Below are 15,664 nucleotides of genomic sequence, written 5' to 3' on the forward strand. Positions count from 1 at the left end.
CTGCAAGTGTGACGGATCGGCCCCGGTCACGAACCACCGTTCAGCTATGCGGGCCTCCGAGGGCCCTGTCGTGACGGGGCCCAGACCGGATGACCAGCAGCGGCCTGTCCCGCCAAATTCGCGGCTGCCCAGCGTAGCAGCCGAGGCGCAGGAAATCAAGCTGATGATTGGTACCGAAGCTTGGCCCGTCAAACGGGTTCCTTGCATCGAAAATCTACCTGCGACAGACGCTGATCTGCATCGCAGATGCCCTGCCGGACAAGCCCGCTTGCAGCGCGGCGAATACGGTGCCCCGAGCACCGTCGACAGGAACTGTTTCATCAGGAATCGGCCGGGAATCGCTGCCGCCGGATACCGATGGGGCTCCATCCCCTACCACCTTGGGGAGAGCTTGCTGCCCGCCCGATCGCCAACGGCACCGGCATCTGCAGCGTCGGTGACGTCGCGTTTCACACCGGCTGCCGTCGATATGTGAGCAACGAGCTCGCTCATTGGATCTCGGCGCATCTAATGGCGGGGTATCCCGCCATCAAGCACCTTGGCAAACGCCTGCGCATCGATATTCGCGCCCGTGAGAATTACCCCGACTGTCTTGCCGATGTTGCGGGTTTTCTCCTGTATGGCGGCCGCCAGCGAGGCCGCGCCGGCCCCTTCCACGACGTTGTGTGTGCCTTGGTACAAAAGGCGTATCGCCGCGGCGATCTCGCTATCGCTGACTGCAACCATGCGGGCGGCGCCCTGTGCGTAGATATCGAACGCCTCGGCGACCGGCACCCGCACGGCAAGGCCGTCGGCAAAGGTTCGGGCCGTTTGGGTCTCGATCAGTCGCCCGGCCTCGAAGGAGAGTTTTGCCGCCGGCGCTTCGGTCGAGACCACCCCCACGATTTCCGTGCCAAGGCCCAACGCTTCGCGCGCCGCGATCATCCCGCATATGCCGGAGCCGCACCCGATCGGCACATAGACCGTGTCGAGCGTTGGCGCTGCCTGGAACAACTCCAGGCCATAACTCGCGACTCCCAGCATCACCTGCCGGTGGAATGGCGGAACCAGGAACGCGCCCTGGTCCTGCGCAATCCGCACCGCTTCAGCGCGGGCTGCATCAAAATCTTCGCCGTGTTCCACCAGGTCGGCGCCGAACGCGCGCATGGCGGTGTTCTTTTCGTGGGAGTTGCCATAAGGAACCACGATGGTGCTGCGCAGGCCGGCACACGCCGCGGCGCGTGCCTGACTCTGCCCGTGGTTGCCGCGCGTTGCCGTGACGATGGCGCGATACTGTGGCTGGTTGCGCATCAGCCAGTCGATGAATGTGATGCCGCCGCGGACCTTGAACGCGCCGGTGGGCGTATGGTTCTCGTGTTTCAACCATACGGTCGCATCGAGAAGTTGCGAAATCTGGGGCCAGACATATTGGGGAGTCGGCTGCATTTGCTGATAAACCAGGGATGCCGCGGCGTCCAGTTCAGCGAGATCGGGTAGCTTCATCGGTGTCCTCCATCGTTTTGGAGATACTGGCACAATCGTGATTGCGATCCTTTCAGGATTCTGACCTTTCATCTCGGGACAGCGAGCGAAAATGACCCTGCAAAAAGCGGAACCCGTCAGGCTGCGAAGTGTCGGTCGATGGACATTGACGTTACTGCCGCGGCAGCCCTACTGTGCCCGCTACACGTCCGATGGGCCCGTGGTCGGATTCGCTTTCGACAGTCAGTCGGGCTTGCATGCCTTCGCCAGTGACAGGGTCGTGCCGTTCCGCGCGTATCCCAACGGACTTGCGTTCGTCCCGACCGGTTGCGATGTGTATTCGAGCTCCGAGCGTGGCGGAGAATATTTGACGGTGCGTGGCGCGCTCGACGACCTACAGACGGCGCCTTTCAGCGATCACGTCGATTGCCAGGCCGCTGCCTTGGCTGTGCGCATCCGTGGGCATATGCTCAAACCGAGTCCGGGCGACGCCCTGATGCTGGAGGAATGGTCTGCCGCTTTGGTCGATCACGCTCGCGCGGCCTTCGCGAAGCCCAGGGATCGCCAGACGAAAAGACTGACCGGCTACCGGCTCAAGCGCCTCGATGATTTCATCGAGGCCCATCTCGACGAGAACGTCACCATCGGCATGATGGCGGCTCAGCTCGGGATGTCCGAAGGCGCATTTTCGCGCTGCTTCCGGGCATCCACGGGCAAGTCACCCTATGCGCACGTTCTTGACCGGAGAATTGCCCGCGCGCGCGATCTGCTCATTGGCACCTCTTTCGACCTGGCGCAGATCGCGTTGGCAGCGGGGTTTTCATCCCATGCGCACATGACCAGCGTGTTCCGGCAGCGTCTCGGTTGCGTCCCGTCGCACTTTAGAGCCCATCCCTAATCCGATTGAATGAGTTGCTCTTGCGCCAGGGGACGGCGCAGTTGAAGCCACTCTTGCCGGTGTTTTTCATGCTGTCCAACGCTTGCCTGGGGTGCTATGCACACTCGGTGTCCGCATCCATCTCGTCCATATTCCGCGAATCTGTGCAAAAGGAAAACCCGATCCGTGGCGATGGCCGCGCTCTGCACCATGCTGAAGCCTGCACCTGGCACGGCTGGGCATAGCGGCGATTCTTTGATCTCACTCAAGATAGCTCCAAGCGATATGACGTTAGATGCTCGAACGAGGAACGAGCAGATGTGCCGTTCCCGTGGATCATTTTTCAGGAGTTCGTGATGAAAACATCGATGGTGCTCAGATCAATCCTGGCGACGGCGTTCGCCGTGGCCGTGGCGTCTGCCTTTGCCGCTGGCGGCGGTGGCGGTGGCGGTGGTGGTGGTGGCGCAGGTGGCGGTGGGATGGGAGCGGGTAGTGCCGGCGCGATGGGGCGGGGCGACCAGACGCAATTGCACGATCAGACCAGGGATCAACTCAAGGATCAAGACTTGCTCAAGGATCAGGACAAGCTCAAGGATCAGGACAAGCTCAAGGATCAAGACCAGACCAAAGATCAGGATCAGACCAAGGATCAGGATCAATTGCACAAGTAGGTTCCTGCCTCGAGCGTGGGGTGCCAGGGGATTGCCGCTAGTGCCGCGCGATATCGGTCCGGAGGGATTGATGAAACCAACGTTCATTCGGATTGCCTTGGCCTGTGTGCTGGCCGCGATCGCAACGGGGCCCGCGCAATCGGCAGGGCCGACCTATGTCCAGGGGCGCAACATTTTTATTGAAACAGGAGTCGAGGCTCCCGATCGGTCGCCCACCTGGTACGCGCCGATGGTCGCCAGGCCGTACGCGCCCACTTTCGAAATGCTTGCGACCCGGGGGACACAGGGCCGCTATTTGGCCTATACCTACCCGGTGACACTCAAGGACATGATTCGCTTCCATGGGCACGACTGCGAGGGCACGACGCACGTGGCCAATGCAGCCTGGGTCGCGTTCAAAATCCTGTTTCCCGACGGCATCATCGACCGTAGCGTGCTGGCGGGCATTACCGGCGATTCGCCTTGCTGGTCCGATGGCGTGGCCTTCCTGACCGGTGCGCGCGTTCAGTACGGCAACCTTGGGTTCTTTCGCGACAAGCGATACAGTCACGCCATCATCCTGTACCGCGAGGATACGCAGGTTGCAGTGCTCGCCACCTGGAAGGAGGGCATCAACAATATTCCGGGCGAGCCGGTGATGCTGCCCGGAAAGATCACATGGCATCCGAAAATCACCATGAAGGAGGTCGAAGCGCTCAAGGCCGTGGTCAAAAGCGCCGGCGGCAAGCCCACCCCTTACCAGGTCGATCTGATGCGTTACCAGCAATGGGTGCACATCAACGATATTCTCGAGCACCCGCTCACGGATAGCTATAGCGCCCAAATCATTCCGAACTTCAAATGGGCCGATTGGGCAGATCCGAACAAGTCGGTCGGCCATCCGATCGAGCGCAGCGACACCCGCCTCAAGAATTACCCCTATCGCCAGCGGCCCATCGATTCGGGGCCCTAGCGCGACGACCGTTCGACGCTTTCCATCCCGTGTCTTGGCCCGCGCTTGCCGCGGGCCGCGTCATTGCATTGCGTCTCGATGGGAGTGAACGCACGTCGATGCCGTCCCGTCGTCACTGACGCGCGGCAAAAACTTGTTGCAATAGGAAATTGCTGCGCTTATAGTTAGCCATATGGCTAACTATGAAATTGCGTTGGACGTCGTTTTCCATGCGCTTGCCGACCCAACGCGCCGCGCCGTTATCCAACGGCTCGGCAAGGGGCCGGCAACCGTGAGTGAACTGGCGGAGCCGTTCGATATGGCGCTGCCGTCGTTCATGAAACACGTGCGTGTGCTCGAAAGCACCGGGCTTATCCAATCCAGGAAAATTGGCCGGATCCGGACATGCACACTCGAGCGCAGGAAATTGGCGGCCGCCGAGCGCTGGTTTGAAGAACAACGCGCGATCTGGGCCATGCGGTACGACAACTTGGACAACCTTTTAGAAAAACTTCAGGGAGAAGGGTATGAAAGCTGAGCTTCAGTTCAACTTTATCGTCGACAAAGAGAAGAGCCACATCACCGTCAAAAGAGAGTTCGCGGCAAAACGCCAACTGGTGTGGGATTGCCACACCAAGCGCGAATTGCTCGATCAATGGTTCGCGCCAAAGCCCCTGACTACCAAGACCAAGCATATGGAATTCAAGGAGGGCGGCTATTGGCACTACGCAATGATCATGCCCGACGGGCAGGCTTTCTGGAGCCGGCTGGACTATCAGGCGATCCGTCCGATCGATGACTATGCGGCGCTTGACGGATTTTGCGACGAGTCCGGCATTGTGAACCCAGAGATGCCCAGGGCGCGCTGGGAAGTGACGTTTACCGACGCAAACGCGCATACGCTGGTCACGACGGTGGTGAAGTACCGGTCGCCCGATGACGTGCAAAAGGTGATCGAAATGGGTATGGAGGAAGGGATGGCCTCCACGCTCGAGCGTCTCGACGAACTGCTGCTTACGCTGGACAAATGAATCGTGCGTGCGTGGCGCCGGCCCAGCCCTCGCGGGCCGCTCGCAATTTTCTGATTGTTCTGCCCCGCGATGGTCGGCTGAAAAATTCAATGCTCGAATGACCGATGGCGCCTGGCGATGTGATTCGCCAGGCGCCATCCACTTGGGGCCGTATCCGACCGATTCCGGCTACCCTCGAGTTTCCTTGGAATCAAGTGCCATCGGCAACCGACTTGACCGTCTTGACCGTGGCAACCGGCACGGCAGCGGCCGCCTTCTGGCCGCGACCAAGCAGCTTGGAGATGAAGTCCCACGCCATCAGCAGTGCCCCGAGCGCAAACACGATATCGCCGGGCATGCGCATCCATTGCCAGAAGATCGTCGTGTTGTAGAACTGCAGGCTGCGCGCATAAGCATAGCCGTGGGTATAGACAGCCTCGAGCTGGGGCCAGCCGATCGGGTAGAAATTCATGACGATCCACATCACCAGGCCGATGTTGTAGAGCCAGAATGCCCAGATGCCGCAGCGATCGCTCCACGGGCGATTGCCATTGAGATAGCGCAGCACCATATACAGCAGGCCGATCGCCAGCAGGCCGAAGGCGCCGAACATCGACGTATGCGCGTGGTTCAGGGTCAGGAAGGTGCCGTGCTCGTAGTAGTTGACCAGCGGCGCGTTGAGGGTGCCGCCGCCGAACACGCCGGCGCCAACGAAGTTCCAGAACGCCGAGCCGAGAATGTAGAGATACGCGAGCCGGTACGGAAAGTCGCCTTGCGCCTTGATATGCCGTTGCTGTTCGATGGCTTCCAGCACCAGCAGGAACAGCGGCAACACCTCGATGAACGAGAACATGCTGCCGACGCCGACCCACAGTCCGGGCTCGCCCGCCCAATACATGTGATGGCCGGTGCCGAGCACGCCGCCAACCATGATCAGGATCCACTCGAACAGCACGGCGCGCTCGACCATTTGCCGCGAGAGCAACCCCAGGGCCATCAGGAAGTAGCCGGTGACCGATGCGGTGAACAATTCGAAGGCCAGTTCCACCCACAGGTGGACGACCCACCAGCGCCAGAAGTCGGTGATCGAAAACGACGGATTCGGCGAGGCCAGCGGAATCATGCCGAATACGTAGAGCACGGTCACGCTCAGTGTGCTGAACCAAAGCAGGTGCTCGATCCGGAACAGCGCATAAAGGGACCCGCCGCTTTGCCGGAACAGCGAGGCGAGCGTTGGCCAGAAGGCACGCAGCAAGACCAGGCACCAGACCGCCAACCCTATGAAGAACAGAATCTGCCAAAAGCGCCCGATCTCCAGGTAGGACAGCCCCTGGTTACCGAACCAGAACCAGTTCTTGTCGATAACCCCGACGATGCCGAGATAATCGCCGATCAGTGCGCCGGCCACGATCACCACCAGGACCCAGAAAATCAGGTTGACCAGCGTGCGCTGTCCGGCCGGTTCGCGTTTGCCGATCAGCGGCGCGAGGAACAGTCCGGCGCCGATCCAGCTGACGCCGATCCAGACGATGGGCGCTTGCAGGTGTACGCTGCGCAGGAAAGCGAACGGCAGCCATTTGCCCACGTCGATACCGTAGAAGCTGGTGCGATCGGTGTAATAGTGCGCCATGATCGAGCCCGCGAGAATCTGCACCAGCAGGACACCCGCGACGACCAGGAAATACTTCCACAAGGCCTTTTGGCTGGGGGTGACCTGGCCAAAGCCCTGCAGCGTCGGCTCGAAGGTTTCGTCGGCCGCCTTCGGCTCGATCCACATCCGGAAAATCACCAAGGCGGCGCCGATGGCAAAGAACACCATCGTGAAGGACGCCCAGGTCCATTCAAAGGTGGCGGCGGTCGGAGCATTGCCAACCAGCGGTTCGGCCGGCCAGTTGGTGGTCCACGAATAGTTCTTGCCTGGCCGGCGCGCGACCGTGGTCAGCGACGAATAAAGCAGGAAGCCCGCGGTCTGACTGGCGCTGGCGGCGTCGAGCGAGCGCGCTCCCGTATAGCCCTTGACGAAGTCGTCGCGCAGCAGCGAGGTGCCGATGCGCCCACGCAGCGTGACGATCGCCTTGGCGAGCGCATCCGGCAGCACGACCTGCGATTGGCTCAGGTCGACGCTTTGCAATTGCGTGCGCATGGTTTGCGTGATGCCGGATTGCTGATCGGCGCCAAGCGCTGCGAACGGCTTGCCATATTGCGCCAGCGCCAGATTGTTTTGGACTTCCTTGGCCAATTGAACCAGGTACTCGGCGGTGAAGTCTTCGCCGAAGTAGGAGCCCATGCCGTACAGGCTGCCGTAGTCCATCAGATCGGCCTTCTGGAATCCCGCCTTGCCGTCGACGATATCCTCGCGAGTCAGCACGACTGCGCCATCCTGGGTCGTCATTTGTTGCGGAAGCGGTGCCGCCTGCTGGTAAGTGGTGCGTGTTGCGAAAATCATACCCAGCCAGCAGAGCGCCGTAACAATCAAGAGAATCCAGATAAGCACGCGGCTGACGCGATCTTGCGCGCCAGTGCGGCGGTTGGAGAGCGTGACCGTTTCCATCGATGCTCTCCTGTCAAAAAAGTGGTTGCAGGTCGTGCTCGTTCAACAGAACGGCACGCGTGCCCGAATTTGCATCCAGGTCACGTTGGAAGACATTGAAATGACGCCAGGCGAGAAGCGGTGCGCGCATCTCGCTGACGTCGATGAATGGTTTTGACGTACTGGACATGTCGGATTCCTTGCATAGTGCTTAGGCATGGCTGCGTTCTGGCGGTAGGGCCGGATTTTCGGATGCCTGAAAATGGGGGGGGCGGCACACAATGCATGTCGGAGGCAGCGCTCCGGCGGTGTCGGCGATTGAAATTTATGCCACTAAATATGCATTGTCAATGCATATTAAAATGTGCGGCAATTTGCCGCAGCATGGTCGCTTGAATATTTCAATATGGCTGAGTGAATGCGCCTTTAAATGGGGGAGCCGAGGCGACGGGCATCGTAATGGAAATAATCGTGAACGAATTATTTGTGTATATATAATGCATAAATAACCGGCGCATTCGGCAAGCGGGCAGTGCGCCGTCTTGCGCCGCATGGCGACGAAATGTCGAAGGCGAGAAGCGCCATGCATCGGCATGGCTTTGCCTGACTCGAACTGGCGGATTTTATGAAGCTGACTGACTTTACCGACTATGGCTTGCGCGTGTTGATTTACGCCGCGTTACGCCCAAACGAACTGGTGACCGTGCAGGAGATCGCGCAGGGCTTCGAGATTCAACGCAATCACCTCGTCAAGGTGGTCGTTGCGTTGAGCCGGGCTGGTTTTCTCACCACCGTCAGGGGGCGTTCGGGAGGCATGCAGCTGGCCCGGGCGCCCGAGAAAATCCGCATTGGCGACGTTATCCGCGCGATGGAGCCGGATTTCCGGGTTGTCGAATGTTTCGACATCGAAAGCAATCAATGCGCGATCACGGCCTCGTGCGGATTGCGCGGCATCCTCAGTGGTGCGCTCAAGGCCTATTTTGAATATCTCGACCGCTTCTCGCTGGCCGATCTGGTCGTCAAGCGCGAGTCGTTGATCAAGGTGCTCGATACCGGCGTGCCGGTGCGCATCGTGCGCCCGCAAAAGCCGTCACGGCCCGCGCGTGCCGGGGACAATTGACGCCGGCTCGGCGCCAGACGAGGCAATGACACATCCGGCCGGGCTACCAGTCCAGGCGTGGCGTCAAGCGGTGCAACAGGCTGTTGAAGCGTTGTGCCTGACGCCCATCGTCGCGTCTGAGCACGGCATGGGCCTGCCCGGCGATTCGGCACGCCGTGTCAACCTGGTCGGCCGCGGCAAGTGCCGCGAGACTCTGCAGCAGCAGCGTGCACAGGGCCTCGGCGCACTCGCCGGGCGAAGCCTGGACGGGCGCTCGCGCGTCTTGCCCGCTCATTGATCGGCTCCCGCGGCGATACCCAGATGCCTTTTGGCGGCCAGGCTCGCCATGGCCGGCTGCCACGGCGGATCGTAAGTGAGATCGACCTCGACATCGGCCACGCCCGGCACCGTGCCGGCGCTGCGATAGGCGCCTTCCACCAGATATTGCGTTGCAGGGCAGCCGCGCGTCGTGGTGGTCATGGCGATGCGAGCCTGATTGCCGTCTTCGATGCGCACGTCATAGATCAATCCCAGATCGACGATGTTGTAACCCAGCTCGGGATCGATGACGGTGCGCAGCGCCTGTCTGACCTGATCGATCAGCCTGTCGATATTCTCGGGCAGGTTCATGCTGATGCTCCCGAGGCCGCGCCCACGCGCACGACCAGCCGATACGCGGTGTTGTCGGCCTCGAACGCGCCATGCCACTCATGCCCCCGTTTGGATAATTCCGGCAACAGAAAGAGCGGCTCTCGATTGAGCAGGGCGGCCAGCACTTCGCCCTCGTTCATCAGTTCGAGCACTGCCAGAATGTTGATCATGGGCTCGGGCGGCTCCCAATCGCGAGCGTCCATTTCCTGAAGGGGTTCCGGCCACAGTGCGCTGTCGGTTGTCGGCGCCCCGGTCACTGTCGACGCGGGCTCCGGCGCGACTTGCGGTGACGATGCGCCGGGGCTGAACTCGACCTCCCAATCGCCGTTGCCGAGCTCTTTTTCGGCGTGGGAATAACCCCGGGAGCCGAGCACATGAAAAAGCGGAATCGGCTTGAATGTCGCCCATAGCCGCAGCCCCTGTCCGGGAGCGAGAGCCGTCACGGCCTCCATGATTTTTTCGAAGGGCTCGCCGCCGGCCCGCAAAATGGGCCGCACGTCGAGTTCCATAAAGTTGATCGTATGCATCGTCGATCTCCACTCAATGATCGTGAGAAAAGGAATGCAGCATGCCCGGCTTGCGTGCACCATCTGGCAGCCGTCGCGCGGGCGCCACGTCGAGAAGATTTCGGGCGCGCAGCAGGTGCATCGAGATGCCCGCTGTCGCGACCAGCATCAACAGCGCCGAGAGGCGAAACATGGGGGTGAGCCCGATGATCAGCGCCGCCGCGCCAAGCCAGACTGCCGCGAAGTAGAGTGCGAACCACTTGATGGCCTTGCGTTCGACCACCAGGTCCTGAACCCGCGGTGTGGGAGTTTTGCCCAGGACCGGGCCGTAGCACTCGAGCCAGGTCATGAACGGCACGATTTTGTAGAGCTTGGCCAGCGCCAATCCCGATAGCCAGCCGAACGCAGTCAGGTAGGCGATGCCAGGCGCCTGGCGCGGCAGTTGGCCTGTCGTCAGCGCCAGACCCAGCCAGACGATGGCCGCCAGCAGCGACAGCAGGGCGAGGGCGGCCATTTTGCTGTTCAGTTCGATCACCCGGCGCTTTCTGGTGCGGTACAGGTGGTGCATATCCCGGCCGTAATAGACCAGCGCGGCCAGCGTGAGCGCGGCGGCGAGCAACAGGACAACGCCGATGCCCGCGCCAAGCGCGATCGCCGCGACACCGCCCAGAATCGCTACCGCCAAGGCGCCGGAGCCCAGCGCCAGCACCCTGCGCGTGCTGGCGCGGTCTTGCTCGGGCGCCAGCATGAACATGCCGAGCAAGCGGTAACTCACGCCCATGGCGGTGAACGTGAGCCAGCCGCCCAATCCCGCGACGACATGGATGGCCAGGCCCGAGGACAGCAGTCGAAGCGAAAACGCAGACGAGAAGATGCCGGCAAGGGTCAGGGCAAACGTGATGCCCAAGGCTGCCACCGCCAGCAGGCATGCCAATCCCGCAACGATGAATTTGGCGGGCAACGGCAACGGGCGGGCCGCCCACAGCGTGCGTCCGAGGTTCCACAGCACCAGGCCGAACCCGGTGCCGAGCAGCGCAGCGGCGGTGGCGAAGCCTGGCAGACTTTGCGGCACGGCGTTCATCATCTGCAGAAAGCCAAACACCAGCGACATGATGCCGGCGACCAGGCAGATCAGGGTGGGCAGCGGCAACGAATTGCTGTGCAGGCGATGCGCGGTGATGACCGGGACGAACTGGAACAAGGCGCCGCACATGACCAGGCTGAGCCAGCCCAGCGCGATGATGTGCACCAGGGCCAGCGTGGCCGGCGCGGCCAAGGGCGCACCGGGAAAGCCCCAGCCCAGCGCCATCAGTAATTGCGCCAACATGAAGGCGCTCAGCGCCACGACGAAGTAAGCGACCGTCCAACGCGAGAGGGTAACGCTAGGCATTTTGACTTTCCTTGCGCAAGGCTTTGTTCAAGCCAACCGGGTTGGTGTCCCGGCTGAGCTGCCGTGGGCGCCGGTCAGCAGGATTTTGCGGCGCCGTCCTGCCGAGCCTGCGCCGGCTTGCCGATCTCCACGCGCCAGACGGCGGGGCCGCGCTCCAGGTACGTCCAGGAGAACTGCTTGGGATGTTCCGCCTCGAGCTGGTAATACAGCGGCTTCGGATCGTGGTCGTTCACGAGAACGAAGGATGCGCCGGCCTTTAATTCGTCGACGAGCTGGAAGATTTTGGCGTGACGCTGCGCCGGAACCAGCGTGCGTACGTCGATGGTGTTGGCGGGATTCTCGGTAGTGCTGGACATGTCGGATTCCTTGCTAGTGGCATAGGCATGACTGCGCAGCGATCGAATGGGTTTCGATGGCCGGATGCCTGGGTTGTGAGACGGCACGTGTTGCATGCCGGGGCAGCACCCGGCAGTGTCGGCGATTGAAATTTATGCCATTAAATATGCATTGTCAATGCATATTTAATGGTGGCCGGCCGATCGCCCGCTCGGCCGGTCTGGCGCGCGAGCGGGTATCGGATGGGGGAGAGGATTGTCGCGGCCGGTTGCCGGCGATACTGGATGTTAAATTTTTGCGATGAGGCCGAACCAAGCGGCGGACGCGTGTTCTAATCGGCAAATTTTGGACTCCCTGCGCCGCGGCCGAGATGCTACGATTGCGGGGTTTGCGCTTTTATCCCCCATGTCTTCGAGTTGCCGAATGTCCTTCCCCAGAATTGCCGCGGCTTGCTCCGCTGGTTTGCTAATCTTCGCCACGCCGGCATTTGCCGCTACCGCGGCGCCCATTACCCCGAAGTCCACGCCTGCGGCGTCCGCGGTCGCGGCCGTGCCAACCACGCCGTTGCAGGCCGCCCTGCTGCAGGCCGTGCCGCCGCCGCAGCTCGACGCACGCTCCTGGCTGGTGACGGATTTGACCAGCGGCCAGACGCTGGCCGAGTCCAACGCGCACGAGCAGATCGCGCCCGCTTCGCTGACCAAGCTGATGACCGCCTACATCACTTTCAAGGCGCTCAAGGACGGCACGATCAAGCGCGACCAGATGGTCAGCGAGCCGCTGGAGGCCTACCATACCGGCGGCTCCCGCATGTTCGTCGACCCGAAGGTCCCGGTGTCCATCGACGATCTGCTGATGGGCATGATCGTGCAATCGGGCAACGACGCCGCGATGACGCTGGCCTATGCGGTGGGTGGTTCGATCAGCACCTTCGTCGGCATGATGAACCAGCAGGCGCAGCAATGGCACCTCAAGGGGACCAACTTCGTGGACCCGACCGGTCTGCCCGACCCGAATCACCACACTACCGCGTATGACCTGTCGATCATCGCCTCGCACATCATCGACGACTTCCCCGGCGACTACGCGCGCTACTTCAAGGTGAAAAAATTCACCTACAACAAGATCACCCAGCCTAACCGCGTGAGCCTGCTGTTCACCGATCCCACCGTCGACGGCATGAAAACCGGCTATACGCAGGAGGCCGGGTATTGCATGATTACCTCGGCGCAGCGCAATACGCCCAGCGGGCCGCGGCGCATCCTGTCGGTCGTGATCGGCACGCCCAGCGAGCATGCCCGCGTGGCGGACAGCCAGGCGCTGCTGACCTGGGCCTACCAGAATTCAGAAGACGTCGTGCTTGCCCAGGCCAACAAGCCAATGGCCAATGTGCGGGTGTGGAAGGGCACCGCATCGACGGTCGGCCTCGGCGAGAGCCGCCCCATCGTGATTACGGTGCCGCGCGGCAGCGCCAAGAATCTGCAAACCAAGGTGGTGCCGCCCAAGGCGCTGGTGGCGCCGATTCAGGCGGGCCAGACCATCGGCACCTTGCAGGTGGACGTGAGCGGCAAGCAGATCGGCAGCTATCCGCTGCACGCGCTGGCGGCCGTGCCGCAGGCCGGTTTCGTCGGCCGCACGTGGGACAGCCTGCGCATGATGTTCGCCAAGTAAGCCCTGGCACTCTGTCAGATCGCGCCGCCGTGACGTCTGTCGTCACGGCGGCGTTTTTTTTGCAGCCCCCTTGTCGCGGCATGCGATGGCGCTATCGGAGCAAGTGCGCCGGTCGTGGGCGGCAGCGGTGCGGCCGTGCGCGCCTATGCGATATCGAGCCTTCGGCTGGGGCCGATGACGAACGCGTATCAGGTCAAGCGGGAAGAGAAGCAGAAGATTTTGGTGCCCAGGGCCGGAATCGAACCGGCACGCCTTGCGGCGGGGGATTTTGAGTCCCCTGCGTCTACCAATTTCACCACCTGGGCAGGTCGTCGAAGCGTTCGGGAGAGACGGCAACCCCGTTGCTGACAATGGGCGCGCCAGAAAAAGCGCGCCGGGCGAAGGCGAGATTATGACGTAAAACAGCCGGCCCTTCAAGCGCTTCGGCGCGCCGGATTTTAATTATTTTGCTGCCGTTCGACCACCCGCAATAGCGACGACGTGTCGTCGTGGCCCCAGCCCTGTTCGACCAGGTCGGTCAGCTGGCGCTTGACCAGTTCGGTGGCAGGCAGCTTCAGGCCCTGCGCCCGCGCGGCCTCGACGATCATCTCGAAGTCTTTGTCGTGCAGCCGGGCTTCGATGCCGGCGGCAAACTCGCGGTGAGCCATTTTGGGGCCCATCGTCTCCAGCATGCGGCTGCCGGCCAGGCCGGTGGAGAGCGCGGCGAGCACCTTGTCGGGGTCGGCGCCGTTGCTCTGAGCGTATAGCATGGCCTCGGCAATGCCCTCGATATTGACCACCTGCACGATCTGGTTGCACGCCTTGGCGACCTGACCGGCGCCGGCGCCGCCAATGTGGGTGATGCTGGTGCCGAGTTTTTCCAGCAGCGGCTTGGCCCGCGCGAGGATCTCGGCCTTGCCGCCGACCATGATCGACAGGCTGGCATCGGCGGCCCGATTGGAGCCGCCCGAGACCGGCGCGTCCAGCATCTCGATACCGTGCTCGGCCAGGCGCGCGGCGATGCGGCGTGTGGCGTCGGCGGCGATGGTGCTGTGGTCGATGCAGATGGTGCCCGGCTGGGCACCATGGATGACGCCTTGCTCGCCGAGCAGGACCGCCTCGACGTCACTCGTGCGGGTGACATTGGTGAAGACGAACTGCGCGCTGCGCGCGGCCTCCGCGGGCGAATGGAAAAGCTGGGCCCCGGCCTCGACGAACGGCGCGGCGGCCTCGGGACGGCGGGCATACAAATGCAGGGTATGCCCGGCGGCCATCAAGTGGCGGACCATCGCGCCACCCATGGCGCCCAGCCCGATAAATGCAATCGTGTAAGTCATGAGTGGAGCCGCGCCTCGACGCTAGTTGCTGATGTAGACGAACCGCCCGTGCTTGATCTCACCCATCACGCCAGCCCGCTGATCCAGGCCGACGTGGTCGCTGACGCTGGTGTTGACGATGCCGTTCGGGATCGGCAGGTTATGGATGTTCTCCAGCGCGTCGCGCAAGCCGCTGCGGAACGCCTCGGTGCCGGGTTGGCCGTGCTTGAGCGCGCGGGGGACCGCGTTGTTGAGCAGATCCCATACGCCGTAGGCGTCGGCTGCGAACTGGGTGACCGTGTTCGGGCCGTATTTCGCCTCATACAGCTTGGTGAAAGCCAGCGCCGCAGGCCGCGCCGGATGGTCGTGCGGCAGGGTTTTGGCGACGACCGCCGGCTGGGTCGGGAACAGCGTACCCTCGACGTCCTTGCCGCCGACACGGATGAACGCATAGGTGGCGATGCCGTGGGTCTGGTAAATCGCGCCGCGATAGCCGCGCTCGATCAGGGTGCGCTGCGGCAGCACGGCCGGCGTGCCGGAGGCCGCCACCAGTACCGCGTCGGGCTTGTCGGCGATCAGCTTGAGCACCTGGCCAAGCACGGTGGTGTCGGTACGGTTGTAGCTCTCACGGCCGACGATACGAATTTTGCGCAGCTCGGCAAAGCGGGAAAACGACTGCCACCAGCTTTGGCCATAGGCGTCGGCAAAACCGATGAAGCCGACCGTTTTGATGCCATGGTTCGACATATAGCGCGTCATCACGTCGGCCATTGCCGAATCGTTGGCGGCCATCTTGAAGACCCAGCGCTTCTTCGCGTTCTGCGGATCGACCACCACGGAGGAGCCCACCAGCGTGATCATCGGTGTTTGGGCCCGGGCCACGTCGTCGGTCACCGCCAGCGCGCTGGGGGTGATGTTGGGTCCGACCACCACGTCCACCTTGTCCTCGCTGAGCAGCTTGCGGATATTCTTGACCGCCGTGCCCGGGTCGGTGCCGTCATCGAGAATGATGTAGTGCGCCTTTTGCCCGCCGATCTCCTTGGGCCACAGCGCGATGGCGTTCTTGCTGGCAATGCCGATGGCCGCAGCCGGGCCGGTGCTGGAAAGATCGATGCCGACGGTGATGTCGGCGCGCGCGGCGCCGGCCGCGCCGAACAGTGCGCAGGCCAATACGGGCAGGAGGGTGCGGCAGGTCTTTTTCATCGGGGGGTTTCCTTGTTTTTGTGAGCCGGAACTCCG

At 62.3% G+C, this 15,664-nt stretch carries 17 protein-coding genes and 1 tRNA gene; 7 read left to right on the forward strand and 11 right to left on the reverse strand.

Going from position 1 to position 15,664, the window contains the following annotated elements; all coding sequences use genetic code 11:
* Positions 1 to 507: 507 nt before the first annotated feature.
* Complete coding sequence (locus PATSB16_RS03450) at positions 508 to 1,554, reverse strand: threonine dehydratase (RefSeq protein WP_237170289.1); 1,047 nt, start codon at positions 1,552 to 1,554, stop codon at positions 508 to 510.
* A gap of 19 nt (positions 1,555 to 1,573) precedes the next feature.
* Here PATSB16_RS03450 and PATSB16_RS03455 point away from each other — a divergent pair, with 19 nt between their 5' ends.
* The 5 genes from PATSB16_RS03455 (at position 1,574) to PATSB16_RS03480 (ending at position 4,971) form a co-directional block, all read left to right on the forward strand.
* The gene (locus PATSB16_RS03455; RefSeq protein WP_047212651.1) at positions 1,574 to 2,359 is read left to right on the forward strand and encodes a helix-turn-helix transcriptional regulator; all 786 of its coding nucleotides are present in this window, start codon (positions 1,574 to 1,576) and stop codon (positions 2,357 to 2,359) included.
* Positions 2,360 to 2,694: 335 nt separating this feature from the next.
* Entirely contained in the window at positions 2,695 to 3,009 is a 315-nt protein-coding gene (locus PATSB16_RS03465; protein ID WP_156884583.1) for a hypothetical protein, read from the forward strand.
* Positions 3,010 to 3,079: 70 nt separating this feature from the next.
* The gene (locus PATSB16_RS03470) at positions 3,080 to 3,961 is read left to right on the forward strand and encodes an FmdE family protein (RefSeq protein ID WP_156884585.1); all 882 of its coding nucleotides are present in this window, start codon (positions 3,080 to 3,082) and stop codon (positions 3,959 to 3,961) included.
* A gap of 172 nt (positions 3,962 to 4,133) precedes the next feature.
* The gene (locus PATSB16_RS03475) at positions 4,134 to 4,478 is read left to right on the forward strand and encodes an ArsR/SmtB family transcription factor (RefSeq protein ID WP_047212654.1); all 345 of its coding nucleotides are present in this window, start codon (positions 4,134 to 4,136) and stop codon (positions 4,476 to 4,478) included.
* Positions 4,468 to 4,971, forward strand: a complete 504-nt coding sequence (locus tag PATSB16_RS03480; protein WP_047212655.1) for an SRPBCC family protein — start codon at positions 4,468 to 4,470, stop codon at positions 4,969 to 4,971. Before PATSB16_RS03475 ends, PATSB16_RS03480 begins: the two co-directional genes overlap by 11 nt.
* A 190-nt stretch (positions 4,972 to 5,161) precedes the next feature.
* On the opposite strand, the gene PATSB16_RS03485 is transcribed toward PATSB16_RS03480, so the two are convergent.
* Together PATSB16_RS03485 and PATSB16_RS20780 are read right to left on the reverse strand one after the other, a co-directional pair.
* Positions 5,162 to 7,501, reverse strand: coding sequence for a nitric-oxide reductase large subunit (locus tag PATSB16_RS03485; protein ID WP_083566652.1), 2,340 nt, complete (start codon positions 7,499 to 7,501; stop codon positions 5,162 to 5,164).
* Between the two features lie 13 nt (positions 7,502 to 7,514).
* Positions 7,515 to 7,670 carry a hypothetical protein gene (locus PATSB16_RS20780; RefSeq protein ID WP_156884587.1) on the reverse strand — a complete coding sequence of 52 codons (156 nt, stop codon included), beginning with the start codon at positions 7,668 to 7,670 and terminating at the stop codon, positions 7,515 to 7,517.
* A 435-nt stretch (positions 7,671 to 8,105) separates the two neighbouring features.
* Here PATSB16_RS20780 and PATSB16_RS03490 point away from each other — a divergent pair, with 435 nt between their 5' ends.
* On the forward strand, positions 8,106 to 8,600 hold the full coding sequence (locus PATSB16_RS03490; protein WP_047212656.1) for an RrF2 family transcriptional regulator: 495 nt from the start codon (positions 8,106 to 8,108) through the stop codon (positions 8,598 to 8,600).
* A gap of 43 nt (positions 8,601 to 8,643) precedes the next feature.
* On the opposite strand, the gene PATSB16_RS03495 is transcribed toward PATSB16_RS03490, so the two are convergent.
* From PATSB16_RS03495 to PATSB16_RS03515, 5 genes are all read right to left on the reverse strand, one after another.
* Entirely contained in the window at positions 8,644 to 8,874 is a 231-nt protein-coding gene (locus PATSB16_RS03495) for a hypothetical protein (RefSeq protein WP_047212657.1), read from the reverse strand.
* Complete coding sequence (locus PATSB16_RS03500; protein WP_047212658.1) at positions 8,871 to 9,209, reverse strand: metal-sulfur cluster assembly factor; 339 nt, start codon at positions 9,207 to 9,209, stop codon at positions 8,871 to 8,873. Before PATSB16_RS03500 ends, PATSB16_RS03495 begins: the two co-directional genes overlap by 4 nt.
* Positions 9,206 to 9,757, reverse strand: coding sequence for a DUF2249 domain-containing protein (locus PATSB16_RS03505; protein WP_047212659.1), 552 nt, complete (start codon positions 9,755 to 9,757; stop codon positions 9,206 to 9,208). Before PATSB16_RS03505 ends, PATSB16_RS03500 begins: the two co-directional genes overlap by 4 nt.
* A gap of 13 nt (positions 9,758 to 9,770) precedes the next feature.
* On the reverse strand, positions 9,771 to 11,126 hold the full coding sequence (locus PATSB16_RS03510) for a hypothetical protein (protein WP_047212660.1): 1,356 nt from the start codon (positions 11,124 to 11,126) through the stop codon (positions 9,771 to 9,773).
* Positions 11,127 to 11,200: 74 nt separating this feature from the next.
* Positions 11,201 to 11,482 carry a DUF2249 domain-containing protein gene (locus tag PATSB16_RS03515; protein ID WP_047212661.1) on the reverse strand — a complete coding sequence of 94 codons (282 nt, stop codon included), beginning with the start codon at positions 11,480 to 11,482 and terminating at the stop codon, positions 11,201 to 11,203.
* 403 nt (positions 11,483 to 11,885) lie between these two features.
* Here PATSB16_RS03515 and PATSB16_RS03520 point away from each other — a divergent pair, with 403 nt between their 5' ends.
* Entirely contained in the window at positions 11,886 to 13,130 is a 1,245-nt protein-coding gene (locus tag PATSB16_RS03520; protein ID WP_052892557.1) for a D-alanyl-D-alanine carboxypeptidase family protein, read from the forward strand.
* A 220-nt stretch (positions 13,131 to 13,350) separates the two neighbouring features.
* On the opposite strand, the gene PATSB16_RS03525 is transcribed toward PATSB16_RS03520, so the two are convergent.
* The 3 genes from PATSB16_RS03525 to PATSB16_RS03535 all read right to left on the reverse strand — a co-directional run bounded on the left by PATSB16_RS03525 (position 13,351) and on the right by PATSB16_RS03535 (position 15,628).
* Positions 13,351 to 13,435: transfer RNA gene (locus PATSB16_RS03525), tRNA-Leu, on the reverse strand.
* A gap of 132 nt (positions 13,436 to 13,567) precedes the next feature.
* A complete protein-coding gene (locus PATSB16_RS03530) occupies positions 13,568 to 14,446 on the reverse strand; it encodes an NAD(P)-dependent oxidoreductase (RefSeq protein ID WP_047212662.1) in 879 nt (292 codons plus the stop codon).
* 21 nt (positions 14,447 to 14,467) lie between these two features.
* On the reverse strand, positions 14,468 to 15,628 hold the full coding sequence (locus tag PATSB16_RS03535) for an ABC transporter substrate-binding protein (RefSeq protein WP_047212663.1): 1,161 nt from the start codon (positions 15,626 to 15,628) through the stop codon (positions 14,468 to 14,470).
* Between the last annotated feature and the right edge of the window lie 36 nt (positions 15,629 to 15,664).

This window comes from Pandoraea thiooxydans, assembly GCF_001931675.1.
Classification (GTDB): domain Bacteria; phylum Pseudomonadota; class Gammaproteobacteria; order Burkholderiales; family Burkholderiaceae; genus Pandoraea; species Pandoraea thiooxydans.

Excerpts from the sequence above, each read along its gene's own strand:
- PATSB16_RS03505 (WP_047212659.1), bottom strand. The coding sequence starts at position 9,757 with ATGCATACGATCAACTTTATGGAACTCGACGTGCGGCCCATTTTGCGG.
- PATSB16_RS03485 (WP_083566652.1), bottom strand. The coding sequence starts at position 7,501 with ATGGAAACGGTCACGCTCTCCAACCGCCGCACTGGCGCGCAAGATCGC.
- PATSB16_RS03520 (WP_052892557.1), top strand. The coding sequence starts at position 11,886 with ATGTCCTTCCCCAGAATTGCCGCGGCTTGCTCCGCTGGTTTGCTAATC.
- PATSB16_RS03500 (WP_047212658.1), bottom strand. The coding sequence starts at position 9,209 with ATGAACCTGCCCGAGAATATCGACAGGCTGATCGATCAGGTCAGACAG.
- PATSB16_RS03535 (WP_047212663.1), bottom strand. The coding sequence starts at position 15,628 with ATGAAAAAGACCTGCCGCACCCTCCTGCCCGTATTGGCCTGCGCACTG.
- PATSB16_RS03465 (WP_156884583.1), top strand. The coding sequence starts at position 2,695 with ATGAAAACATCGATGGTGCTCAGATCAATCCTGGCGACGGCGTTCGCC.
- PATSB16_RS03495 (WP_047212657.1), bottom strand. The coding sequence starts at position 8,874 with ATGAGCGGGCAAGACGCGCGAGCGCCCGTCCAGGCTTCGCCCGGCGAG.
- PATSB16_RS03480 (WP_047212655.1), top strand. The coding sequence starts at position 4,468 with ATGAAAGCTGAGCTTCAGTTCAACTTTATCGTCGACAAAGAGAAGAGC.
- PATSB16_RS03515 (WP_047212661.1), bottom strand. The coding sequence starts at position 11,482 with ATGTCCAGCACTACCGAGAATCCCGCCAACACCATCGACGTACGCACG.
- PATSB16_RS03510 (WP_047212660.1), bottom strand. The coding sequence starts at position 11,126 with ATGCCTAGCGTTACCCTCTCGCGTTGGACGGTCGCTTACTTCGTCGTG.
- PATSB16_RS03475 (WP_047212654.1), top strand. The coding sequence starts at position 4,134 with ATGGCTAACTATGAAATTGCGTTGGACGTCGTTTTCCATGCGCTTGCC.
- PATSB16_RS03470 (WP_156884585.1), top strand. The coding sequence starts at position 3,080 with ATGAAACCAACGTTCATTCGGATTGCCTTGGCCTGTGTGCTGGCCGCG.
- PATSB16_RS03455 (WP_047212651.1), top strand. The coding sequence starts at position 1,574 with ATGACCCTGCAAAAAGCGGAACCCGTCAGGCTGCGAAGTGTCGGTCGA.
- PATSB16_RS03450 (WP_237170289.1), bottom strand. The coding sequence starts at position 1,554 with ATGAAAGGTCAGAATCCTGAAAGGATCGCAATCACGATTGTGCCAGTA.
- PATSB16_RS03490 (WP_047212656.1), top strand. The coding sequence starts at position 8,106 with ATGAAGCTGACTGACTTTACCGACTATGGCTTGCGCGTGTTGATTTAC.
- PATSB16_RS03530 (WP_047212662.1), bottom strand. The coding sequence starts at position 14,446 with ATGACTTACACGATTGCATTTATCGGGCTGGGCGCCATGGGTGGCGCG.
- PATSB16_RS20780 (WP_156884587.1), bottom strand. The coding sequence starts at position 7,670 with ATGTCCAGTACGTCAAAACCATTCATCGACGTCAGCGAGATGCGCGCA.